Annotated in this window: 16 protein-coding genes; 7 read left to right on the top strand and 9 right to left on the bottom strand. The window is 65.0% G+C overall.

All coding sequences use genetic code 11. The features are described from left to right. Positions 1 to 19: 19 nt before the first annotated feature. From ABFE16_19325 to ABFE16_19315, 3 genes are all read right to left on the bottom strand, one after another. Positions 20 to 1,144, bottom strand: coding sequence for a M14 family zinc carboxypeptidase (locus tag ABFE16_19325; GenBank protein ID MEN6347452.1), 1,125 nt, complete (start codon positions 1,142 to 1,144; stop codon positions 20 to 22). Between the two features lie 175 nt (positions 1,145 to 1,319). Next, on the bottom strand, positions 1,320 to 2,384 hold the full coding sequence (locus ABFE16_19320; GenBank protein MEN6347451.1) for a uroporphyrinogen decarboxylase family protein: 1,065 nt from the start codon (positions 2,382 to 2,384) through the stop codon (positions 1,320 to 1,322). Positions 2,385 to 2,653: 269 nt separating this feature from the next. Beyond that, on the bottom strand, positions 2,654 to 3,841 hold the full coding sequence (locus ABFE16_19315; protein MEN6347450.1) for an AraC family transcriptional regulator: 1,188 nt from the start codon (positions 3,839 to 3,841) through the stop codon (positions 2,654 to 2,656). A gap of 227 nt (positions 3,842 to 4,068) precedes the next feature. On the opposite strand from ABFE16_19315, the gene ABFE16_19310 reads away from it, so the two are divergent. Further along, entirely contained in the window at positions 4,069 to 4,890 is an 822-nt protein-coding gene (locus tag ABFE16_19310; protein MEN6347449.1) for an MBL fold metallo-hydrolase, read from the top strand. Between the two features lie 16 nt (positions 4,891 to 4,906). Here the strand turns inward: ABFE16_19310 and ABFE16_19305 are convergent, their stop codons facing one another. Both ABFE16_19305 and ABFE16_19300 read right to left on the bottom strand, forming a co-directional pair. Then, positions 4,907 to 6,268, bottom strand: a complete 1,362-nt coding sequence (locus ABFE16_19305) for an FAD-dependent oxidoreductase (GenBank protein MEN6347448.1) — start codon at positions 6,266 to 6,268, stop codon at positions 4,907 to 4,909. Between the two features lie 34 nt (positions 6,269 to 6,302). Continuing rightward, complete coding sequence (locus ABFE16_19300; GenBank protein MEN6347447.1) at positions 6,303 to 8,729, bottom strand: BNR-4 repeat-containing protein; 2,427 nt, start codon at positions 8,727 to 8,729, stop codon at positions 6,303 to 6,305. Positions 8,730 to 8,972: 243 nt separating this feature from the next. Between ABFE16_19300 and ABFE16_19295 the strand changes: the two genes are divergently transcribed. Further along, on the top strand, positions 8,973 to 10,226 hold the full coding sequence (locus ABFE16_19295) for an MFS transporter (GenBank protein ID MEN6347446.1): 1,254 nt from the start codon (positions 8,973 to 8,975) through the stop codon (positions 10,224 to 10,226). An 18-nt stretch (positions 10,227 to 10,244) separates the two neighbouring features. On the opposite strand, the gene ABFE16_19290 is transcribed toward ABFE16_19295, so the two are convergent. Together ABFE16_19290 and ABFE16_19285 are read right to left on the bottom strand one after the other, a co-directional pair. Beyond that, entirely contained in the window at positions 10,245 to 12,341 is a 2,097-nt protein-coding gene (locus ABFE16_19290; GenBank protein MEN6347445.1) for an alpha-amylase family protein, read from the bottom strand. A gap of 60 nt (positions 12,342 to 12,401) precedes the next feature. Then, a complete protein-coding gene (locus ABFE16_19285) occupies positions 12,402 to 14,387 on the bottom strand; it encodes an alpha-amylase family protein (GenBank protein ID MEN6347444.1) in 1,986 nt (661 codons plus the stop codon). A gap of 259 nt (positions 14,388 to 14,646) precedes the next feature. On the opposite strand from ABFE16_19285, the gene ABFE16_19280 reads away from it, so the two are divergent. From ABFE16_19280 to ABFE16_19260, 5 genes are all read left to right on the top strand, one after another. Continuing rightward, entirely contained in the window at positions 14,647 to 15,810 is a 1,164-nt protein-coding gene (locus tag ABFE16_19280; protein MEN6347443.1) for a Xaa-Pro peptidase family protein, read from the top strand. Between the two features lie 101 nt (positions 15,811 to 15,911). Beyond that, positions 15,912 to 16,796: a polysaccharide deacetylase family protein gene (locus tag ABFE16_19275; GenBank protein ID MEN6347442.1), complete on the top strand. Its 885-nt coding sequence runs from the start codon at positions 15,912 to 15,914 to the stop codon at positions 16,794 to 16,796. Positions 16,797 to 16,842: 46 nt separating this feature from the next. After that, on the top strand, positions 16,843 to 17,217 hold the full coding sequence (locus ABFE16_19270) for a sensory rhodopsin transducer (protein MEN6347441.1): 375 nt from the start codon (positions 16,843 to 16,845) through the stop codon (positions 17,215 to 17,217). A 3-nt stretch (positions 17,218 to 17,220) separates the two neighbouring features. Beyond that, a complete protein-coding gene (locus ABFE16_19265) occupies positions 17,221 to 19,491 on the top strand; it encodes a hypothetical protein (protein ID MEN6347440.1) in 2,271 nt (756 codons plus the stop codon). Between the two features lie 33 nt (positions 19,492 to 19,524). Continuing rightward, complete coding sequence (locus tag ABFE16_19260) at positions 19,525 to 20,556, top strand: hypothetical protein (GenBank protein MEN6347439.1); 1,032 nt, start codon at positions 19,525 to 19,527, stop codon at positions 20,554 to 20,556. A gap of 74 nt (positions 20,557 to 20,630) precedes the next feature. Here ABFE16_19260 and ABFE16_19255 read toward each other — a convergent pair whose 3' ends face one another. Further along, positions 20,631 to 21,908, bottom strand: coding sequence for a Gfo/Idh/MocA family oxidoreductase (locus ABFE16_19255; protein ID MEN6347438.1), 1,278 nt, complete (start codon positions 21,906 to 21,908; stop codon positions 20,631 to 20,633). A 53-nt stretch (positions 21,909 to 21,961) separates the two neighbouring features. Continuing rightward, positions 21,962 to 24,274, bottom strand: coding sequence for a Tex family protein (locus tag ABFE16_19250; protein MEN6347437.1), 2,313 nt, complete (start codon positions 24,272 to 24,274; stop codon positions 21,962 to 21,964). Positions 24,275 to 24,386: the final 112 nt, after the last annotated feature.

Here is a 24,386-nt window from a genome sequence, read left to right as displayed (position 1 = left end):
GCACGCTCCTTTTGTGCCTTCAGCGTCCCGGTAGCCAGCGACTGCGACCGCCGGTCTGACCCAGGAAACGCAGGGCCTCGCAATGGCAGACTAGCTGGGCGTCGAGGATCAGGTCGGGCGTCTGGACCACAACGCTCCCCTCACGGTCGAGGCCGGCGAACCCATGAGAGGGAGCCTCGATGAGCACCGCCAGCGCTCCACAGTGCAGGTTCAGAGCCGTGTCGAGGTTGTAGGTTCCCACTGGCATGGCTGAGACGTCGGTCTCGAGCGCCATGTCGCGAGTGCCCTGCAGTCCGGCCTCGGTCAGCCCGCCGTGGACGGCTCGGTACAGCGCCTCGAAGGTCTCCTGCAGCCGTGGCTCGAGGAAGGGTCGGTGCATGCGCGTGTAGTAGTTGCGCGGAGGAGCGCCGGTGTGCATGTTCAGGATCAGGTCCGGCCGCTCGCGGGCACACAAGTCCAGCAAGGCCTGTGTCTCCGGCTGCCGCTTGCCGAAGAAGTCATCGTGCTGGAGGTTCACACCGGCGTCGTTCGGGTAGCCGCCCGGGAATCCGATCGTCGCAAAGTCCAGCGGGATGAACTCCTTGCACTGCGGCCAGCCGAGGTTCGTGCCGTCGAGGTTCGCGCCGGTGTTCAGGTACTGGTGAAGGGAGTTGTCCTGGTCGGTGAATCTGGCCATCCGCATCGGCAGCCGCGCCCGACCGTCGACGTTGACCACCGGGATGAGGATCAGCCGATCCACCGCAGCCGCCGCCTCGACGATTCCGGGGTACGGTCTCCCACGCAGGTCAGAGCCGGTCTCCAATATGCTGACCAGGTTCACGATGCCCACGACGCCCTCGAACTCACCACCGTGCACCGCTCCGAGGGCCAGGTATACCTTCTTGTCATGGTCGGGTCCCAGGTAGGCGCGAACGTCACCGTACCCGAGCGAACCGGAGAAGGTCGTCGTGCCCTGGCCCTTGCGAGCCTGGCCATAGGAGATTGCGCGTATCGGGCGACCACCAGCAGAGGTGCCCAGGGTCTCCACAGTACCTCGGCGCACGTTCTGGTGGAAGAACTGGTCGATGTCCTCCAAGGCGCTGACCCAGAAGTTGGGGATCGACGACGGCTCCTCCACGTGATCGGGCGGAAGGTCGAAGTGCATGGGGCTATCACTGCCTTGAGGAGAGGTGAGTACGAAGATGCCTGGAGCCTTCAGCGATGAAGCTTCCGCCGGAGACAGCTACGGACCTTCTCGCTTCGCCACAAGGCAAAACGCCCCCGGCGGAAAGCTGCCGAGGGCGAGACGAACCGAACTAGCTGATGATGGGGTCGGGTGGCTAGACGGCTGCCGGGACCTGCATCATTGCCTCGACCTTCGAGACGATGGTGTCATGGCAACCGGGAACGCTGAGGACGTCGCACTCCGTCCCAAGGATGAAGGGGTGCCCCGTCGCGTGCATCTTCTGCTGGAGCTCCGCAGCCATCGCGGAGACCTGATCGACCGGCATGTCGGCATCAGAGTAGAAGCGTTTGGAGGGCAGGTTGCCGAACAGGACGATGTGCTCCGGGACGATCTGCGCATCCTCCCACAGGCACCGGGAGCTTCCCAGGCTCAGCATCTCCGGCTCGATCTTGGTGAACTGATCGACCATATAGTCGGTCAGCTCGCCGCAGCAGTGGAACACCAGGCCCACATCCCAGGCGGCGAGCAGGGAGCGCAGTCGCAGGTTGTAGCGCATCACATAGCGCTCGAAGATGTCCGAACCTGCCTCGATCATTCGGGGCGAGAGGTAGACCTTGTTGGCGGCCGGTTCGGCAACGAACATCAGTCGCGCACCGGCCTTGATCTGGGCGTCGGCGTAGCGCAGGACTACCCGCGTCGCCAGTTCAAGGCACTCCTCGACCCTGCGGATCTCGGCGTCTTCCTCGGCAGTGACTCCACTCGCAGCCATGGCAATCGGGAGGATCGGGTCGCTGAGCAGCTTGGTCATGAGCGAGAAGGGGCCGATGCACATTCCCACCGGGATGAGGTCGGGTTCCTGGGCGACGCGGGCAACGGCCTCGACGGTGGCCTGCATGCGTGGGGTCAGCGGATCGTTGACGGCGGCCTTGACGGTTTCCAGGGCCTCAGCGCCGGGGCACTCGCTGAAGTGGTAGGTTGCCCTCTCGTGGATCGGAACCCCGAGCATCTTCAGCAGGTATTGCTTCTCCAGTTCCAGGTCCATGAGCGGCATCGCCAGCGGTGTATGGTAGCGCGCTGCCGCCTCGACAAGGACGGCGCCCAACTCAGTGCCGTCGAGCAGAAGGGCCTCAGGATCGGGCTTCTCGCGCAGAACGAGGTCGGTGCCGATGGGGAGGATGGCCCCCTGTTCGGCGAGTTGCTGACAGAGAGTGCGTCCCATGAAGTTGATGCTCCCGTGAAGACCCGGGGCGGCTCGAAGCATATCAGTGAGGGCCAGGCCGTCTGCGGATCGGTGCGCCGGCTGCGTCCCGACGTCTCTGTTCACTTCTCACAGTGGGAGTCTACCGCGCTGGGGGATAGGAGAGTGGTGATGTGGTGCGCGATTCCTGGTGGAATGAGACCATCCTCTGGTAGCCTCGTGCGCTTTGGGAATCTGGTGCGCACGAGACAACGCAAAGCTGTGGAAAGGTGCCAACGGGGAGAGAGGAGCTATCGCATGGTCTGCTGACTGCGGCGGTACTCGCCAGGGGTCTGCCCCGCGAGCTTCTTGAACACCTTGGTGAAGTAGCTCTGGTCGCTGAAGCCGCAGTCGAGCGCGATCTGGATGATGCTGTCTTCGCTGAGAGTAAGGCGTTCGCGAGCCTTGTCCACGCGCATCTGGGTCAGCAGGTCGGTGAAGGACTGGCCGTAGGTCTGCTTCACCACGCGGCTGAAGTGGGCGGGCGAAAGGCAGGCCCTTCGGGCGACCTCGTCTCGGTTGAGGTCTTCACCCAGATGCTCCTCCATGTACTGCACAGCCGCACCGACGAGGGCGCTGATGGGGTAGCTGTGGTGAGTGTGGATGGCGTCCATGATGCGCTCCAGCATCCCCACCAGCCAGGCGCAGAGCTCCTCCTCACCTTCAAGGCTTGCCAGTTCGGCGAAGGAAGAGTAGTTCGCGCCGAGGAGCGCTGCCGGATCGCCACCGGCCTCCACGGCGCTGCGCGACATCATCACCACAAGCTCCAGCAGCAGGCTCTTGAGCAACTCGGGTCGCTCGCGGCCGAGGAAGTACAGGCCGACGAGGACGCGGTTGATGCTCTCCCTTGCCGACGCACGATCGCCCCGCTTGATCGCCGCGATCAGTGCAGGCTCCTCGACCAAGTACACGTCGCGAAGGGTATGATGCCCGCGCTCCTTGAGAGCATGAATCGCCTCCGCCCGCCGTGACTCACGCTGCGCGGCCGCACGCCGGAGCTCGAGCAGCGCACCGTTGGTGAGGTTGGCCTCCTCGGCCTTCGCGAGCAGGTCCAGGGCAGCCTGGCGGATCTGCGTCGGGGTGAGTTGCGGCGACTCCTCAGGGAGACTGGGATCGGGCGCTGCAGACATCAGCCCGCCCAGGAGATCGGCATTGTACATCACCGGCACGGCCCACAGGATCATGCCATGCTGACACAGCATCATCGTCGGCTCGCCCCAACGCAGGGCCTCACGAAGTGCCCGTCGCCGCTCGCGGTTGCACTCGCTCTCACGGTCGCAGCCAGACTTGCAGTCGCCAACCTGGGCCAGCACGAGGCCATTGGCGTCTGTCAGCAGGCAGCACAGACCCCAGCTCTGGGAGTATCCGCGCCCCAGCGACTCGAAGCGGCTGCGGAGGTTCTCCGCTGTGGGCAGGGGCGTCAGAGGTGATCGTGGCACCGGTGGAGCGGTCATGCGCTAACCGTGCGTAGGTGATGAGTGAACAGCGCCCGCAGGCGGCCTGGGGCGATGATACCTGAAGCGCTCCTCCCTGCCAAGGCCCCGGAAGGCCGGCCTTGTCAGGAGGGACTGGTGCCGACCTTCGTCTCCACCAGCGGCCTGTGGCGTACACCAGGCCTCCCTTCCTCCTTCGTGACCACGCGACAGAGGTTGCAGGGACTGGTCTCGTGACCGTCGAAGTTCAGGACCCGGAGGTGGTGACGATGGTAGCTGCAGCAGGTGCGCAGTTGCTCTTGCTGTCAGGTGTGGTGCTGATCGCCGCAGCCCTGCCCGGAGTCGCAGCGTCTCAGACGAAGGAAGCACCGGCCGAGCAGGGGCAAGCTCAGGACGATGGCGTCACGATACGCTGGTGGGGTCACGCTTGCTTCTCGATCACCGATCGAGAAGGCACGTGCGTCATGACCGACCCCTTTCCGGAAGGGTACGGATACCCTCGTCCAGGAGCGGAGCCGCAGGTCTGCCTGATCACCCACGAACACCGCGACCACAACGGGATCGAGAACGTGCTGGGCCATCCTATCGCTTTGCGCGGAACGGGCATGCATGAGACAGCGGGCTTGCGCTTCAAGGGAGTGGCAACCTATCACGATGCGCAGCAGGGCGCTGCTCGGGGACCGAACACCGTTTTCGTCTGGCAGATGGGCGGCCTGAGGATCGCGCATCTGGGCGACCTGGGTCACGTGCTGACGGAGGAGCAGATGGAGGCCCTTGGCCGCGTCGACGTGCTCATGGTTCCTGTCGGCGGCTTCTACACCATCGACGCGCCGCAGGCGGTGCAGGTGATCCGCCGGCTCGAAGCACGGATAGTGCTGCCCATGCACTACAAGACGCCTGCGATCCCGAAGTCACCGGTGGCCTCGATCGACGCCTTGCTCGCGGCGGTCCCGCCGACGTGGAAGGTCGAGAAGCCGGCTGCTGCCGCCTTCCAGGTGCATCCTTCTGACCTGCCCGGTGAGACCGTGCGCGTGGTTGTGCTCAAGTACGAGTGAGCTGCGGCGGTAGGCGTCAGAGCTCGAGGATTGCGCCACGCTCAGTGAGCTCCTGGCGCAGGAGCGCCGTGTCCACTTGGTTGAAGGCTATGCCTGCGCGGCAGACCTGATGGGCAGCAAGTCCGGCTGCTTCGCCCATCGCCATGCAGGGCGCCATGACACGTAGCGGCCCCAGGACCTCGCGCTCCACGCTCACGGCCCGACCGGGGCAGATCAGGTTCCCCACAGGTCGCGGCACCATGATCCGGTAGGGAAGAGGAGTTACCGGCGGCTTCGCCTGGGCCCGCTCGTGCATGGGTTGGTGGCTCGGACGATGCGGGTCCGGGAGGTCCCAGCCGTAGCTGCTCAGGCCGATGGTGTCCTCGAAGGTTCGGCCGGTCACCACGTCCTCGACGGTCATCACCAGGTCACCCACGATCCGGCGTGTCTCTCGCACTCCCAGCAGCGGCGCCACGGCCTTCAGCCGGGCCTGCGAGAAGCCGGGAACGTGCTTGCGCAGGACGAGCAGCAGCGCTTCGGTCTCCTCGCGGCCCGCGCACATTCCATCACTGACCGAACGCGGGTCGGTGCCGTCCACTCCCACCAGGCGCGAGGTGTTGATCATCATCACGCCGGGCTCCACAAGCTGCACAGTGATGAGGATCTCGTAGGGGAAGGGCCAGTCGCCCTGTTCACGCCACCTTGTGATCTCCAGCCGGAAGCGCGGCGAGTCGTGCTCGTGGAGGTAGTCCGAGAGCATGCGCTGATCCACGTTGTCCACGTGGAACATCAGCGTGGCGGGCGCCATCAGTCCATCGCCCTCGCGTCCGCACTGGACCTCACAGCCAGAGGCGGCTGCCACGTCTGCGTCACCAGTGGCGTCCACGATAGCCCGTGCCCGCACCGCCGAAAGCCCCTGCTTGTTGGCGAGGATCACGTGACGGATCTCGTCACCTTCGCACGTCACGTCCACGGCGCGGGTGAAGTAGAGGACGTCGACCGATGCCTCGGCCAGCTTGCGGTCCAGCAGTCGTGCCATGGCGAAGGGATCGAAGGGCACACCATGCTGCAGGCCCTTGAGCCAGCCATGGGGAGTGAACCTCTCCTCCGGGTCATCGACGGGAAGCAGGGCCGCACCGGCTGCAGCCGCCTCCTCACTCAGCTCCCGAAAGATTCCACCGACTACCCACCGGCGTCCATCGAAGCTCCGTCCACCCAGCCAGTGTGACACCAGGCCACTGGTGCCCATGCCACCGCACTGCCCGAGGGCCTCGACCAGCAGGACCGACAGTCCTGAGCGTGCGGCACTCAGCGCTGCAGCACAGCCCGCCGGTCCGGCGCCACAGACGATCAGGTCCACGGGTTCAAGCTCGGGCAGGTCTCTTGCGTACGACAGCATCGCGGGCTCCCTCTTCTGCGGTCGCCTCCTTGGGTCACTGCAGGTCGGAGGTCTGCACCAGCTTCCAGGTATCGCCTCCGTCGGGCGACATGAGCAGCGCGCGACGCGAACCGAAATGATCGTTGCGGTAGAACCAGTAGGTCGACCAGTAGTCGTAGGACAGGAACAGCCGCCCGCGCTGATCGATGGTGAGTCGGTGGTAGAACACGCTGTACTCGGAGAAGGGCGCAAGGATGAGGATGCGGGGCTCCTCCCAGGGCTGGCCGGGACGCTTGCGCTGATAGGCCAGGGTGGCGTAGGAGCTCGCCGGGAAGGGCTCGCCGCTCCGCCAGAGACGGAAGGTGGTGTGGAGCGTGTTGTCGGCGCCACAGACCAGACCCACGTAGGTCTGGCTCAGGTCAGCGCCCGGTGCTTGAGGCTCTGTCCAGCCCGCGCTGGAATCGTTGGGCTTCAACGAGCGGGCGTACTGGAAGGGCCTGCCGTGAGTGCCCACCAGGATGTGCAGATACCCGTCAGCGTCCATCGTCATGCTGGGGGTGTTGTGAATGTCATTGGCGGGCGGCCCGTATCCGACCAGGGCCGGTGTTGTGAGCTTGCCCGTCTCGCGGTCATAGGTCACCACGTAGGTCGGAACACCAGGAGCCTTCGCCTCCGGGTCGGTCGCTTCGCCCCAGATGACGTGGACCTTCGAGCCCCGCGATACCACGGAGGACGGCATCCCGGAGTGCCCGGAAAAGCCGATACATTCGCGCGAGATCAGGATCGGCTGACCGAGATCCAGACGGTCACCGACCTTGCGCGGTACGAACAGCTCGAGGTCGTTGATACGCCGCCAGATGAGCTTGGGGTCGGAGGCCGTCGCGACGAACCGCACAAAGGGCATCGGCCCGTCCGGTAGATTGTGGCCGGAGCACTGCTCGAGGTCCAGGGCGCCGCGACGGCCGGGGATCACATAGGCGGTGAAGGTCTTGCCTCGGTCCGCCGAGTGCAGGAGCACAGGAGTACCTGCGCAGGTCGCCAGCAGGTACAGGCCGCCCTCACGGTCAAAGCCGACCTTCGTGGTCGACAGGGAGAAGGTCTCGCCCTTGAAGTCCGGCACGCGTGCGGTCACTGCGCGACTCAGGTCGATGGTGGTCCAGCGCCCATCGACCAGCATCGAGATGCCGCCGGCAACCTCCGTGACGGCGTGGTTCGAGGGGTCAAAGTACATCTGGTTCTGCAGCGGGTAGTCGGGCCTGTAGCCGAACTGCTCGTTCTCGTGCTGATAGGGCTTCAGCAGGATGGGCATCTTGAGGGCTTGCGTCGCCGGTGCGTTGCCTGGCTTGAGCAGCACCGTCGAGTAGGTCGAGAACCCGTCGTCCTCCGTGGTGGCGCGCAGGCGGAGCTGATGTGGCTTCCCGTCGGTCGGGAAGCTGAACTGCAGGGAGACCGGGACCGCCGAGCGACCCTTGACGCGGACCTCCTGGGTGGAGAGCTGCACCGGCCAGGGTGCCCCGTCGAACTCCAGGGCCAACTGCACCCCGCGCTCCTCGTCGGCGTTGTTGTGCACCTGGAAGGTCACTTGCTGCGGTTCCCCAGCATCGCCGTAGACCGTGGTGCTGTAGGGCGAGAGCAGCCAGCGGCTGCGCAGGAAGGGGAACCAGGAAGTCAGATCAGGTGACCAGTAGCAAAGGTCGGGGGCTGCATCCTTCGTCTCCCAGCGCGTGAGGCCGTCGAGGTTGAGGACACCCTTGGCGGCGGGGAAATGCAGGCGCCAGGGCTTGTCTCCGCGTGAGGGGTCGGCAGGGAAGCTTGCCTCCGTCTTGCCGGTGTTGTCGACCGGCAGCTCCTTGACCAGCTTCCCTGCGCCGTCGAAGAGCTGCAGCGGACCGGCGGAAGCCAGCAGACCGCTCGCGTCAAGGTTCATCTCGCCCTTGCGGGGGAGGAAGCACACATCACCGGGTTGCTCCGGGCTGCCCAGGACGATGGGCTCCTCATGTCGCCGATCCCTGTGCCCTCGTGCCGTCTCTACCAGGAAGCGTCGGCAGTTGGTCTTGAAGCCCCAGAGCAGGTTGTCACCGTAGCGGTCCTGCGAGACTGTGATGTTGACTGCATACACGCCCGCGCGCTCAACGGTGGTGCTCAGCGTAACCTGCTCCATCGGACCAAGCCCACTGCCCGTGGGCTTGCGGTCATCCGGGATCGAGACCTCCTGGAGCACCTGGCGATCCGGACCGACGAGAATCGCCCGCAGCTCGGCCGTGGTATCGCGAGTGTTGCGGTCGCGCTTGAAGAGGTCCACTACGAGGGGGCCTGATTCTGCATACAGATACACTCCACCACAGCCGCCAAAGAGCGGATAGGTCGGGCTCGTCACCGGAAGGGTCTCCTTTGGGGGAGCGGTAACTGGTTCCGCAGCCTGGGTCAGGCATGAGGCTGCCACCAGCAGAAGGGTGAGCAGGGGAAGCAGACGTCGTCGCATGTGTCGGCACCTCCGTGCACTTATGAGGGCAAGGTGTCGCGGGCGAGGCCCCCGGACTTCCGGCCAGGGACGCGGGGCTTGCTGCGTGCCCAGTTCGCCGCCGCTCGCAGGGGTCCTCCCGGTCGGTCACAGCACACCGCCTGCGCCGGTGGCGAGGCTGGTCAGTACCGGTCGGGTTGCCAGCGCCTCGAGTCTCGCCTACAATCTACCAGTCTCGCACCATCACCGCAGGAGCAAGCAGGCATGGAGACGCAGGACGCACCCCGGCATACCTCCACAAACTCGCCAATCGCGCCCCGGGAGCCAGTGGCCTATCTGCGCCTGATGGTCGCTTCCACGCTCGGCATGACCGTCTTCGGTGCCGTCCAGGTGGTCCCGGCGGTGTCCCTGGACGCGATCGGCACTGACCTGGGTCTGAACCTCGAGCACCGTGGTGCGGTGATATCGCTGCGGATGGTGGGACTGGTCGTGTCGCTCCTGCTGGTCGGATACCTTGGCCAGCGACGCGGCAAGCAGCATTTCCTGTTCTGGGGCTTCCTGGCCATCGCTGCCGGGAAACTCCTGGGGGCGCAGTCCAGCGGCTACTCCTCGATTCTGGGTGCGATGGGGATCACCGGCCTTGGGCTGGGCGTGGTTGAGGCTCTTGTCAACCCACTGGCGGCGCAGCTCAACCCACGACACTCCGCCCGGGCTCTCAACATCCTCAACGGGCTGTTCTCGCTGGGGCTGGTGGTGGGAGCCTTCACCACCGGGGGGCTGCTTGACTCGGGGCACTCGTGGCGGATGGCCTTCCTGATCTGGCTGTTGCCCTGCGCGGTCTGCGCCGTGCTCTTCCTGACCCCGCACTACCCAAGGCACAGGGAGGAAACCGAAGGGGCAAGCTCCGGCGCGTCGGAGCTGCGACGCTTCCTCGGCTTGCCCCTCTTCTGGGTGCTGTTTGTGGCGATGGTCATGGGTGGGGGCTGTGAGGCCGGGATTACCTCCTGGGCCCCCAACTACATGGTGAAGATCCTGGGCGCCTCGGCACGTGGCGGCGCCCTGGCAACGATCGTCTACGGCAGCTTCATGGCCCTGGGTCGGTTCGCCAGCGGCTTTCTGGTAACCCGCGTGGGCCCGGTCGGACTGATGACGGCCTCAGCGGTGTGCTGTGGGCTGACCACGGTGGGCCTCGCCGGTGTACAGTCTCCGTGGGCGGCCTGGTGCCTGTTCGCCCTCAGCGGGCTCTTCGTCGCCTGCTTCTGGCCCACGATGCTGTCCGTGGCCTCGGATCACATCAGCACCGCCTCCACGTGGCTCTTCGCGCTACTCTCGGCGGCGGGAGTCCTGGGCTGCGTGATCTTCCCCTGGACGATTGGCGCCCTGGGCGACGATTTCGGCCTGCGTTCCGCCGTACTGGTGCTGCCGGCGTCGATGGTGGTACTACTGGCGCTGATGGTCCCGGCGGCACGACTGGTACGCCCGCACCGTCATCGCGCCGAAGTAGTGCAGCCCCACTGATAGCCGGCTGCCTCGCCTCTATCCTCGCGCGATACGCACGACCAGATGGTCCCGGATGCCTGGGATCGTGAACTCCGTCCACTCCTCCGACTGGCGCAGCTCGTAGGTCTCTTTGGTCACGCACTCCTGGGCGCTGCTCACCTTCCAGCCCGGATTCACCCGCACGGTGATCGGGTCGGGCCGGTAGAAGCTGTCCAGGTACATGTCGTCGGTGCCTTGCTGCAGATGCACCAAGTGCAGCAGCCAGCCTTCCTCGTCCTGCATCAGCGAGGTCTTCACAGACCTCGGAGCCTCGACGCGAGCCTTGCCTGACACCCCGAGCAGGTCCGTCAGCAGCAGGGCAAAGAGCCGCTGCAGGAAGGGCGACTTCTTCGTCGCGTATCCCTGCAGGAAGGGAACCGCGAAGTAGAGGACCTGGCCCTTGCCGTAGCTGCTTAGTGTGATGCCGGGGTAGTCGGTCGCGTATCCCGGAGGCGCGTGGTCGTGGTACACATAGTGCCCGATCTCGAAGTCGCTCTCAATGATCGGGTCGGTGATCAGCGCCAGCGTCCTCGTCATCGGTCGCGGACGGCAGTAGAGAGCGTGGTTCGCCGGGTTCATCAGCCCGCTTGAGACGTCCTTGATGAGCAGCGGCATGTCGGGCAGCTCTCCGACGAGCGCCTCGTCGAAGTTGTCCAGGTAGCTGATGCTGTAGGCGGAGTCCTCCTGGTAGTCGCTCCCGAAGAGGTCGGCCAGGCTGAAGTTCTCCAGCTTCTCGCCCTTCTCACCGAACAGCGAGGTGTGGTAGCCGGCCAGGAGACGGCCGCCCCCCTCCACGTAGGCCCGCAGTTTGGTCGCAAGCTCCTCGGACACATAGGGCATGTAGGGCAGGATGATCAGCTCGTAGCTGCGCATCTGCTCCAGGGTCATCGTCTCCGGACAGATCTCCCAGGAGAGGTGAGTCTCGAGCAGCAACTGGGACAGCGCGGACTCGTTGCTGTAAGTGGCGGAGCCGAAGTGGCCTCCCTTGCCGGCACGGGCCATCGACTGCAGAAGCCGGGAGTTGTAGGCGGAGTGCAAGACGGCCACTGAGGGCACCGGGCGCTTGCCCGAGCAGAACTCCTCACGCTCGGCGACGAAGCGGAAGGTCTCAGCGATGGTGTCCCACACCTTCTGTGGGACCTTGCCTCCGTGGTCACCGCAGGGGTACGGGATGTGGTTGATGTTGAGCGCACCGCCGTGCGCCAGGGCGATTGCGGACAGCCCCTTGATGGTCGCCGGGGTCGTGACCGTCCAGTCGCCCCAGGAGCCCTGACTCTCGGGCATGAACAGGGTGAAGGGCTTGCCCAGCCCCTCGCAGTACCGGGTGGCATGACTCGCGTGGAGGTAGGAGGGAGGATGGGCCTCCGTGGACAGATAGTGGGCGCCCTCATCGAGGGTGGCCGAGATGGAGCTCGGGTTCCCGCAGCCGTTCCAGGACCAGCTCAGGCCGGGCTTCTCGGCATTGCAGCGGTCAAGGGCCTGGTGAATGAAGGCCTCGCGCGTCTTGACCTGGTAAGTGTACAGGTCGAGCCACTGGGCGACCCCGAAGTGCTCGGGGTCGAGTTCGTAACCGAACTGCTCCTTGAACCGGCGACGACAGGAGGGGCAGAAGCATCCTTGCGGCGCGAAGTACTGCAGGTCAAGGAACCAGCCGTCGATCGGATAGCGGGCAGTCGCCTCCGCCATGTGGCTGGAGACGTGATCGGCGAACTCCTCGTTGCTCATGCACGAGCACGGGTACAGGAACATCCGCAGCGGCTTGCCTTCTCGGTCGAGTTGGGTCCACTCCGGGTGCAGCCGCGCGAGCTCCCAGCTCAGGATCATGTTGTAGTAGGCGATGAACTCCAGCCCGGCCGCCTTGGCCCGCGTGGCGATCTCGCCGAACAGGTCGCCGTGCATCGTCCGGTTCGTGATGCCGACACTGCTGGGGAACAGGCAGGTCCCGTGGGCGGTCTTGGACATGAAGATCATGCTCTGCGCCCCGGTGCGCTTGACCCCCTCGAAGTACTCGTCGTAGTCGATCTTGATCTCGGGCAGGAAGTTGGGCATGTGCCAGTCGCAAAAGAGCATGCGAGTGCTGAGCTTGAACGCCATTGTCTCGTCCCCTCTCCAGGGAGGTTGTGGCGGTCTGGTAATCGCTGAGCCAGGCCCCTGCTAGTCCTCGAATACCACCATCGCGTAACCGTCCACCTCCGGCACGGTGGTGTGGATATAGCCGTCGCGGACCTCGAAGGGCAGTGCCTGCCGATCGGGCGCCAGGTATACGGACTTGACCTCATGGCCGTCCGCACGCAGCGCGACGGCGACGTCCCGCAGTTCGATACGCTCCTCGATCATGTCCACGGTGCCGCCACGGCGCTCCGGCACATAGGACATCAGGTGCAGCATCCGGCGACCGGGCTGAGCCGTGACGTTGGCACGGGCAAAGGAAGGAAGACCGGGCGCCTTCACCAGCGGATTCGGCATGATGCGGCCCAGCAGGTTCGCTACGATCTGCTTGATGGGCACCTGCGCATCGAGGTTGTAGCTGCTGAACACCGGGTGGCTGAAGTGCCCGAGACGACCCTTCTGGGTGAGTGCCGCTCGTCCAGTTGGCTTGTCCGGCGGCAGATACACGAACCCGTGCTCGCCGTCCCAATGGCGGTTGTAGTAGGGGGCGATGATCTCCGCAAGAACCTCCGTTCCCGGCAGCGGTTCGATGCAGGTGCCCTTCTGGTAGAGCGTGACGGGCATGTCCGGCATCTTCTCGGCGACCTCGGCAGAGGGGCGGAAGAACGCCGGGTCATAGGGGTCCTCGCCGGCGAAGTGCAGGCCCCAATCCTCGAAGACGAAGTCCTTGCCCTCGGGATCCAGACCCGACCAGGCGCTCGAGAGGATCGCACCACCCTTGTCGAGGTGCTTGCGGATTCGCCCTGCCCATTCCTCGTTGAGGGGAGTGCGGTCGGGCAGCACGAGCAGCTCGTACTTGTCCCAGTCCGAGAAGTCGGTGACGATGTCGAACTGCCACTTGAGCTCGCACAGCAGTCGGCAAGCGCCCTTCAGGGCCGTGTAGTACTGCGAGAAGGTCTCGCGGGCTGCCGGTGCCATGTACTTGTAGCCGGGGTAGGGATAGGGCCACACGATCGCGGTGTCGACCTCGGCGGTAGCCTTGTCCAGCCAGGGCTCATAGCGCTGGAGCCGGTCGTAGAGACGCTTGTAGAGGTCGAAGACCGCCTTGTTGATGTCGCCGCGCGGGTGGAAGTGGTCGCCGATGGTGGTGCGCATGGCGTTGGCCATACCGTACACGCAGTCGTACTCGAGACTGGCCTCGGTGCGGATGCCGCCGAAGTCGCCCCAGGACTTGTGGAACCGTCCGCTCATGTTCAGGACCGGCTTGCCCAGGGTCCGCAGGTAGCGAGCACCGACCGGAAGGGTCTCATAGCCCCAGCCGCCGGTGGGGAGGCACTCGAACTCCAGGTAGGTGCCGATGTCGCTCTGCGCCTCGTAGTCGACCCCGTTGCAGTAGAGCAGAAGGTTCGGGTTGACGGCCTTCGCGGTATCGGCAATCCGCCGTGCGAAGCGGTTCATCTTCATGTAGTTGTACTGGTGCAGTTCCTCGTCGCACTGCCAGTTCACGCCCAGTTCCTTCATCTCGCGGATGCACTCGACGCCCACGCAGGGCTGGGTGTGCATGCAGTCAAAGAACAGGCCGGAGATCGGATACCCGGAGACGAGCTCGCGGATCATCTCCTCCAGGTGTTCGGTGTAGCCGGTGTTGTAGCACATCTGGCGGAAGAAGTGGTCGAGACGGTTGGGGCGATAGGTGTACCCCTCGGGATTGAGCACGCACCATTCGCGGTGGAGGAGGGCCTCCTCGTGGCTGAGGCCGGTGTTGATGTAGCACGACAGCGCGATGCCGCGCTTCTGGCAGGCCTCGGAGAGCTTGCCGATGAGGTCGTACTGCAGCGAGGGATGGCGGATGCCGACCTTGGTGTTGTAGTAGGCCACGCCGAGATTGCAGCGGGCCGGGAATACCATGTAGTCCACGCCGCAGTCGGCGAGTTGGCCGGTGATGGCGTCGAAGTCGAACCCGGCGCCGACGTCAGGGCACGCCGGCATCGTATGGAAGTCAAAGAAGATACACCACTTGGGGTCATGCATGGAGCACTGGCCTCCCTGCGTCCTTGGTTCGCGATGGATACTGAGCGACAAGGCGACCCACTTCCCCGGGCGCGGACTGAATCCTTTGCCCTTCACCTCGACCTGAGGCAGGCTGGACAAAGTGGGCGTATCGATGAAGGGGAGCCCGGCCAGCTCGGCGAACCTGCACGTACCTTTGATCGAGAGAGTGACTGGTCGTACCCGAGCCACTGTGGCCCCTGGGCGACTTCACAGATCACCAACGGGAGTGAACGTGCTGATGGCAACGCCTAGCATCCCCAAGTCCGAGTTCGCCAAGCGTTGGGCGACACTGCAGGAGAAGATGGCGCAGGCCGATATCGATGTCCTCATCGCCCACGGGGACGAAGCCGATCCGTCCAACGTGCGGTACCTGGCCGACTACTGGCCGCTCTTTGAGACCGGCGGCGTAGCCCTGGGTCGGGAGGGAGACCCGATCCTGCTCATCGGCCCCGAGACCCTCACCTTCGCCCAGGACCGGGCCAAAACCGGCCGCATCATGCAGCTTCTCGAGTACCGTGAGTCGGCCGAGCCTGAGTATCCCGGCGTCGTCCTCGACACCTTCGCCGACGTGATCGCGGCCGCCGCTGGTGGCAAGGAAGTCAAGCGCCTTGGCATCGCCGGCCTTCCCGTCATGCCGGTCACCCTCCACGACGCACTGAAGAAGGGCGTCGGCAAGGCGAAGATCGTCCGCGCCGACGATCTCATCGTCGATATGCGCACCGTCAAGAGCGCCAACGAACTCAAGTGCATGCGTGAGGCCTTCCGCATCAGCGAAGTCGCCACCGAGTACGTCCTCAACAACATGAAGCCGGGCATGACCGAGCAGCAGGTTGTCGGTCTTGCGCAGGCAGCAATGTATGCGAACGGCGCCGAGTACGAGGGCCATCCGACCTACGTGCTCTCGGGCCGCAACAGCACCCATGCCATCGGCCGCCCGAGCCCCAAGGTCCTCAAGGAGGGCGAGCTGATTCAGCTCAACATCGGCGCGCTGGTCAACGGCTACTCCTCCAGCGTCGGCCGCCCGGTGTGCTTTGGCAAGATGCCGGCGAAGATGCGCGAGCTGGCGGAGTTCGGCCTGGAGGCGCACTTCAAGACCGCCGAAATGATGAAGGCCGGCGTGCCCGCGGCCGAGGTCGTCATCAAGTTCGAGGAGTTCGTCAAGGCCCGTGGCTACGGCGACTACCTGCTCTACGGCCCCTGCCACTCCATCGGCTTGATGGAAGTCGAGCGCCCGTGGATGGAGTCCAGCTCCAAGTACCCGCTGGCCGAGAACATGACCTTCCAGGTGGACACCTTCCTGTACACCAAGGGCTTCGGAATGCGCTGGGAAGACGGCGTGCGGGTCACCAAGTCCGGCGTCGAGTGGCTGTCCGAGAAGCACCTCGAAGTCATCGAGCTCTAGGTCGGGGCAAGTCTGCCTTGTGACCGATCGACGGGGGTCGCCGATTCGTCGGCGACCCGTTGGGTATCACCCAGACCTATACGAAGGCAAGTGAGCAGACCATGAGCGACATCACCGTCGTCTTCGGTTTCGACATGGAGACCGATGTGGGCAGTTGGGGAATCGACTACACCGGTGTGACCGACGGCACCCCCAAGATCCTGGACCTGTACCGGAGCCGGGGCATCACCGGCACCTTCTTCTTCACCGGCGAGAGCGCGCGGCTGCACCCCGAAGTGGTGCGCAGCGTCAAGGAAGCCGGACACGAGGTCGGCTGCCATTCGCTGTACCACGAGACCGTCGGCGACCCCATCTTCGAGATCCCCGGCGTCAAGCCGCTGCTGCCCGAGGAAGTGCCCTTCCGCCTGAAGGTCGCGACGGACTGGGTAACCGAGGCACTCGGCGAGAGGCCTGTCTCCTTCCGCTGCCCGCGTCTGTGGGGAAGCACTGCCGTATGCAACGCCCTGGACGATCTGGGCTACGTGGCCGACGCCTCCTATCCGCTCTACTGCTATGAGAAGCAGCTTGTGCCCTACCACCCGAGCCGCGAGGACTGGCGGGAGACCGGAGATCTGAAGCTGGTCGAGATCCCCATCTTCTGCGACATGACGGTCGAGAGCGACGACCCCTATCACCGTGACCGTGACCAATGGCCGCTGTTCCGCAACAAGAGCGCCGACGAGCTAATGGTGCACATCGACAACTTCCTCGGCTACATCGCTGAGCGGAGTCTGCCGGCAGTGCTGTGCTTCTACTTCCACCCCTGGGAGTTCATGCCGATGCCCACGCGACTGCACTACGGTGAGGGCGCCGTCGAGCCCGACTACTTCCTGGTGGAGAACTGCGGCGACTATGCAATGGAGCAGTTCACGGTGCTGGTCGACCGCCTGCTGGAGCGCGGTGCTACCTTCAGGACGGCACAGAAACTTGCGGGTCAGTGGGCGTGAGTACACGGCGCCTGGTCGCCGTCTGTGAGAAGCGAAGGAAGGAAACATGAACACACCGGACGGCCGCAAGACGTGGATCTTCCCCGATGGCGACCTGCCCCCGGCGGGTGAAGAGGGACTGCCGCTGGAGGGCCACGAGTCGCTGGTCGTACTGAATACCGGCGACGAGGACGCGCACATCGAGATGGACGTGTACTTCTCCGACCGCGAGCCCGAGGCCGGCATCAAGCTCCTCGCTCCGGCACGGCGGGTCACCTGCTTCCGCATGGACAAGCCCGTGGGCGACCGCAACTTCCAGGTTCCCTTCGGCCAGTACGCCCTGCGTCTGCGCTCCTCGGTTCCGATTGTGGTGCAGATGGGACGGGCCGATGTGCGCCAGCCGAACCTGGCCTACTACACCACCCTGGGCTACGGTGAGTAAGGCATGAAGATCATCGACTCGATGCCCTTCGCAGCGGAGCTTCTGACGCCGACCTATGAGGAGTCCTTCTGTCGTGCGGGTGCGGTTGCCGGTGCTGGTGAGGTGACGATCGACCAGACCTGGGCGATCCGCGTCGAGTGTGATGCGGAGTTGGCCCGCGTGGCGGCCGACCACCTGACGGACTTCATCACCCAGTCCGTGGGCGGCACGCTGGGCTGTCAGAGCGCTGCGCACCAGATCCGGCTGGGGATCGACCCGTCGCTGGACGCCAATCCGGAGACGCACCGAGTGTGTGTGAGTGGTGAGGGCATCGAGGTGACTGGTGCCGGTCCGACCGGCGTGCTGCAGGGAGTCTTCCGCCTGGAGAACCTGATGCGCGAGCGAGGTGGACCGATTGCCCCGCTGGGTGAGGAGACACGGCGGCCACAGTTCCGGCGTCGCATCCATCGCTCGCCGCTGTCGCCCTTCTATGTGGACGAACTGACGGGCTTTGGTGGCGACCCCTTCAATGCGGAGTGGCTCTCGCCCGGCATGGCCTACCCGGCCTATCAGGAGGAGGACGCCGGTCCCGACCTCTTCTACCACGACAGCCTCTTGATGCGGCTGGCTCAGCACGGGTTCAATGGAATCTGGCTGCGAGCCGCCTTCCGTCACTTCGCCAAAGTGAGTGTCTTCCCAGAGTTCGGGCAGCAGGCCGAAGAGGTCCTTGCCCGCCTCAAGGACCTGTGCCGGAGGGCCGCCCGCTATGGGATCGACGTCTTCCTGTACATCAACGAGCCCATGGCGATTCCGGAGACCGATGAGTTCTTCCGCAATCACCCGCAGTGTCGAGGTGCGGCCTCCAGCTACAAGCCGCTGGTTCAGCTCTGCACCAGCACCGACGAGGTCAAGACCTATCTGCGTGAGTCGACCGAGTACATCCTCCGGCATGTGCCCGAACTGGCCGGGATGATGATGATCACCGCCTCCGAGTTCCCCAGCCACTGCTGGTGCCGGTCGCGAGTGAACCCGCAAAAGCCCGAGGAGCGCACCGGCGAGGTCGCCACCTGTCCTCGCTGCTCACAGCGGACCCCTCAGGAAGTCGTCGGCGAGATCGTGCGACTGGTGCGGGATGGAGCCTGGGCAGTGAAGCCCGAGGCGGAGATCATCGTGTGGAACTGGAGTTGGGCGATGTGGGAGCCCGACCCGCAGCGCGGTGTGCTTGAGGCTCTGCCTGAGGGCGTGATCGCCATGGGTGACTTCGAGCGCGGCCAGCCCACGCAGGCCTGCGGGTATGCCTACACGAACGACGAGTACAGCATCAAGGTCGTCGGGCCCTCGCCGCGATTCCAGGGCGTTGCCGACTTCCAGCGCGGACGCGACCTGCCCGTGTACGCCAAGATACAGATCGGCACGACCCACGAGAACCCGGACGTGCCCTACCTGCCGGACCTGCCCAAGATCGCCCGGAAGTACGTCGCCCTGCGCGACACGGGCGTAAGCGGGATGATGACCTGCTGGAACTTCGGCAACATGCCCTCGCTGGGCACAGAGACCGCCGGCGAGTTCACCTGGTCCCCTCAGCCTGCGGAAGTGGCTGAGGGTCTGCGGCGTGTGGCCCTGCGGAACTTCGGGCCGAAGGTCGCCGACGAGGTGGTCGCCGCCTGGCAGAAGCTCTCGGAGGCCCATGAGGACTTCCCCAGCAGCATCCCCGTCATGTACACCGGGCCGGTCAGTCGGGGCCCTGCCTTCCTGCTGATCTTCGACCAGATCAACCGCGCCTTCCCGCACTCCTGGCTTCTGGACAAGAACATCGAGGGTGACCTGCTGAACTGGGTCTCGCCCTTCACGCCCGAGCAGGTGCTGGAGTGCTTCCGCTCCGAGGCGGCCAAGGCCACGGAGGCGATCGCCCTGCTTGACGCCGCCCTGGCGAAGATCGAGGGCGACGACCATCGACGCCTGGCGCGGGAAACAGCCGTCGCTCGGTTCCATGTCGTGCAAACCCTCAGCGCCGCCAACGTGGTCGACTTCCTGCTCACCAGGAACGCCTTCTGCGCCGCCGAGGAGGCTGCGACGAAGCGGAAGCTTCTCGACAAGATCGAGGCGATCTGTCGTGCCGAGGCCGAGAGCGCTGCGTCGGCCTTGCCCTTGCTCGACGCCGATTCCCGGCTTGGCTGGCATGGCGAGGCCTACGGGTATATGATCGACCGGCGGCTGGTGGAGGAGAAGCTGGGACGGCTGGAGCAGTTGCTGAAGGAACGTCTGCCGCAAGAGAGGGCTGCCCTCCGGGCCTAGAGTAAGTACAGCGCAGAAAGGTCGAACTCGCCGATGTGCGTCATCGCTGCATACCTGGGAGACAAGCCGGCAGCCCCGATGCTCTTGGAGATGCTGGAGCGTGAAGAGGGACTTGGTGGCGGCTTCTACACCGGCGTCGCCACGGTTCACGAGGGAAAGCTGCACTACGCCAAGGTTGTTGGCGACGTCAAGGCACTGCGTGAGCAGACGGACGCCATGGACCTTCCCGGCACGCTGGGGATTGCCCACAGTCGCACCCCGAGTGGCGGCGGCAGAGAGTGGGCTCACCCCTTCGTCGGCAACGCGGAGACCATGGCCTACGTAGCCAACGGCGCTGTGGGCGTCTTCTCCGACACCACCGACTACGTGCGTGCCGGCAACTTGCTGCTGGATCGCGGATATCGCTTCCGCTCAGGAGTCCCTGAGACGGTCGGCAACTACCCGATGCTGCAGGACGGCAACTCGGTCCACGTGAGCGAGGTCATGTGCCTGCAGATCGAGGAGTACCTGCGCGAGGGGTCTGACCTCCTGGAGGCCGGCGCACGGACCTTCCAGGACTGGCCTTCGGAGATCGTCGGGCTGACGATCAGCGCTGACGTGCCGGACAGCTTCGTGGGCCTGCGCATCAACCAGCCGCTGGTCCTCGGGCATAGCGACAGCGCCATCTACGGAGCGACCACTGAGATCGCCTTCCCGGAGGGCACGCAGTGGCGCATGGTGATGCCGGGGAACTGCGCCGGCAGGTTCTCGCTCTCGAGCTTCACCTTGCACCCGCTTACAGAGATCCGCATACCTGCCGGTCCGCCACCAGCCCTGGCAGCGGTGGTGGAGGCCGTTACGCCGGTCCTGCAGGAGCAGGGCATCTGCGGCCTGGGAAACCTGTGCAAGGCTGCGACGGCGCTGCGGTCGGAGGGCCATCTTGGGCAGGAGGCGCTGGTAGCCTACCAGGCCATCCACCGTCTGCTGCAGCAGGGAAAGGTCGAACTGGTGACCGAGAGGGTGCCGGGCATGTTCGGCGAGGGAACCGTGCCGCGCACCCGGGTGAAGTGGATCGCGGAGAACTGACGAGGCCTTGCGAGGATTGCTGCAGGGCGGGCTCTCGACCGTAGTGAAGGTGGAGAACCCGCCCTGTATCGTTTCTACTGTTTGAGGTTCTCGATCGGTACGACGCGGCTCTGCACCATCGCATCGTCGGCGGCGAAGGCAATCAGGTGGCCGTAGACCGAATCCTCGACCGACGTGGTGGAGATGGAAGGCTCGTCTCCCCGCACGACGCTCACGAAGTCGCCGACCAGACGCATGTCGCCGCCTCCGTGGCCATCGCCCGTCACGCTCAGGTCCACCAGTTCCTCGCTGTACTCGTGACCGGCCCGAGCATCCGGGTGGCGCACGACGAATTTGCCCGCCTCCATCTCGCCCTCGATCTCCCCGCGCGTCCCGACCACATGTAGCGTCCGACAGGGCTTGGCCGTGCCGCAGACCATCGTGTGCGCTGCGGTCGTACCGTCCTCGAAGTCGACGATGACCGACTGGTGGTCGACGACATCGTTGTCGCAGTGCCACACGCAGCGGCCATAGGGGTTGTCGGTGCGCAGAGACTCGAGCTTGTCCTCGTCCGTCGGGTTAGCGATGTGCTCGATACTCTCCCAGGCGTAGGCACCCCAGCGGCGCTGTTCGATGTAGTGCTTGCGGCAGGAGTAGCGGCACTGCTCCTCGATCTTGCAGTCCACCAGGCAGCGCTTTCCTGCGCCCTCAGGTGCGCACTCCGGCTTGAAGTAGCTCTGGTGTCCGAAGCTCGCTACCTGCGTCGGCGCCACGCCGCTCTTGAACCAGGAGATGAGGTCGAGGTCGTGGCAGCACTTGGCCAGCAGCATGGGGTTGACCTCGCGCCGGTTCCACTTGCCCCGCACAAAGGCGACCGCCATGTGGTGGTAGCTCACCCGCTCGGTAGTGTTGATGCTGATGATGTCGCCGATGTCACCCGTTAGGACGCGCTTCTTGACCCCAACGTAGAAGGGCGCATAGCGAAGCACGTGCCCGATCATGAGCTTGCAGCCGGTGCTTCGTGCCTTGGCAAGAAGCGTCAGCAGTTCCTCACGCGTGGGGCAGATCGGCTTCTCGAGCAGCACGTCGTAGCCGGCGTCGAGCAGCGGGAGTGTCGTCGGCACATGCTGTAGATCCATCGTGCCGTTGATCACCGCATCGGCGAAGCGTGGTGCAGCAGCCAGTTCCTCGGCAGTCCGGTAGCAGCGATCCGCCGGGAGGTCGAACTTGGCCCGCGTCTTTTCCCGGCGCACGTCGTCCGGGTCGGCGACGCCGACGATCTTGAGTTCCTCGGGGTGTGACAGGCTGTACGAACCGTAGCCGACGCCACGGTGTCCGGCTCCCACAATGACCGCGGTGACGAGTTTGGACATGTTTCTCTCCCTGAGTAGTCGAGCCAGGTCGACGCCTCCCGGCGCCCTTGGCGTTACTTGTCGTGCTTGTCCTGACCGCGTTGCTGGGCCTCGAAGAAAGCTGCACCGAGGGCCGTGGTCGGCTTTGGCTGAGGCCTGGACTCCTGACGCTTGGCCCTGGCGGGACGCTCCGGCCGCTTCCGGCTTTGCCTGTCGCCGGTCGGCTTGCTCTCGGCCTGCTGCCGTGCGGGCCTCTCACCGGTGCGCATGGTCAGCGCGATGCGACCTCGTTCGAGGTCGACCTCGACTACCGTCACCATGACCTTCTGATGGACCTTGACCACCTCGGTGGGGTCCTTGACGTAGTGGTCGGCCAACTGGCTGATGTGGACCAGGCCGTCCTGATGCACGCCCACGTCGACGAAGACGCCGAACTTGGTGATGTTGGTCACGATGCCGGGCAGGCGCATTCCCGGAGTGAGGTCCGCGATCTTCTCGACGCCCTCGGCGAACTGGAACACCTCGAACTGCTCGCGGGGATCCCGTCCGGGCTTTGCGAGCTCCTGGAGGATGTCCTGGAGCGTCGGCAGACCGACGGTGTCCGTGACGTAGTGATCGAGCGCGATTCGCTTGCGCAGGTCCTCGTCGCGGAGCAGGTCACTTACCTTGCAGCCGAGATCGGAGGCCATGGCATCCACCACGGCGTAGCTTTCGGGGTGAACCGCGCTGGCGTCCAGCGGGTTCTCGCCGTCACGAATGCGCAGGAAGCCTGCTGCCTGCTCGAAGGCCTTAGGCCCGAGACGCGGCACCTTGAGCAGCTCCTTGCGGGAGCGGAAGGGACCCTTCTCGTCGCGGTAGGTCACGACGGACTCGGCCAGTTTCGGACCGAACCCGGAGACATAGGTCAGCAGTTGCTTGCTGGCAGTGTTGACCTCAACTCCGACGGCGTTCACGCAACTGACCACCACGTCATCCAGCGACCGCCGCAGCGAGCCCTGCTCGACATCGTGCTGATACTGGCCGACCCCGATGGACTTCGGGTCGATCTTCACCAGCTCGGCCAGCGGGTCCATGAGCCGCCGGCCAATCGAGACGGAACCGCGCACGGTGATGTCGTAATCCGGGAACTCCTCGCGGGCGACGTCGGAGGCGGAGTAGATCGAGGCGCCGCTCTCGTTGACCATGACCACGGTGATTTCCTGCGTCAGGCCGGACTTGCGCACGAAGCTCTCAGTCTCGCGACTGGCCGTGCCATTGCCGATGGCGATGACTTCGGTGTGCATCTGCGCAGCGATCTTGCGCAGCTTGTCGGCTGCCTCGGTGGCCTGATGCTCGGAGCCGTGCGGGTAGAGGGTGTCGTTGTACACGAGCTTGCCCTGGCGGTCCAGGCACACCAGCTTGCAGCCGGTGCGGAAGCCCGGGTCGAGTGCCAGGACGTTCTTTTGGCCGAGCGGAGCGGCCAAGAGCAGTTGCCGCAGGTTCTCGGCGAAGACCTGGATGGCCTCTTCGTCGGCCCGCTGCTTCGCTGCCAGTCGTGCCTCGGACTCCATCGAGGGGCCCAGGAGTCTGTGGTAACCATCCTGCACGGCCATCCCGACCTGCTCCGAGGCAGCGTTCTGACCCTTGACGAAGCGTGCTTGCAGCAGGGCCAGCGCTTCCTCCTCGTCGGGCAGGATGCGCATGGTCAGCAGACCCTCGTTCTCGCCCCGGCGGACGGCCAGGATGCGGTGCGAAGGTGCTGTGGCCAGCGGCTCCTCCCAGTCGAAGTAGTCGCGGTACTTGGCGGCTTCCTCTTCCTTGTCGGTAACGACCTTGGACCGCAGCGTTGCCTTCTGCATGAACAGCTCGCGCATGACGGCGCGGGTGTCGGTGTCCTCGTTGACCTGCTCGGCGATGATGTCGCGGGCTCCGGCGAGAGCGTCCTCGACCGTCTCGACGCCCTTCTCAGCGTCTACGTACTCGGCTGCGGCGACGAGGATGTCGTCATCGCCCTGGGCGAAGATGAGCTCAGCCAGGGGCTCGAGACCCTTCTCCCGAGCGATCATGGCTCGCGTTCGCCGCTTGGGTCGGTAGGGCAGGTAGATGTCTTCGAGCACTGCCAGGGTCTCTGCGGCCTCAAGCTGTTGCTGCAGCTCATCGGTCAGTAACTCGCGCTCCGTGAGTGACTGCAGGATGGCCTCCCGACGCTCATCGAGCTCGGCCAGTTGGGTCAGCCGATCACGGATGGCGGTCACGGCGACCTCGTCGAGGCTGTCGGTGGCCTCCTTGCGGTAGCGTGAGATGAAGGGCACTGTGGCGCCCTCGGAGAGCAGTTTGGCGGTCGCTGCCACCTGAGTCTGGCGCAGGGACAACTCCGCCGCGATCTTGGTCAAATGGGCTTCGTTCATGCAATCCCTCTATATCGGCCTGGAGCGTGATGGAGAAAAAGATAAACGCCCGTCAGCATCCCGGGCGTTGCAGACGGCTGGGCTTGGCTCTATGATAGCCCGGAATACCGGC

Source organism: Armatimonadia bacterium (genome assembly GCA_039679385.1).
Classification (GTDB): domain Bacteria; phylum Armatimonadota; class Zipacnadia; order Zipacnadales; family JABUFB01; genus JAJFTQ01.
This window is presented reverse-complemented; position numbering and strand designations above follow the sequence as displayed.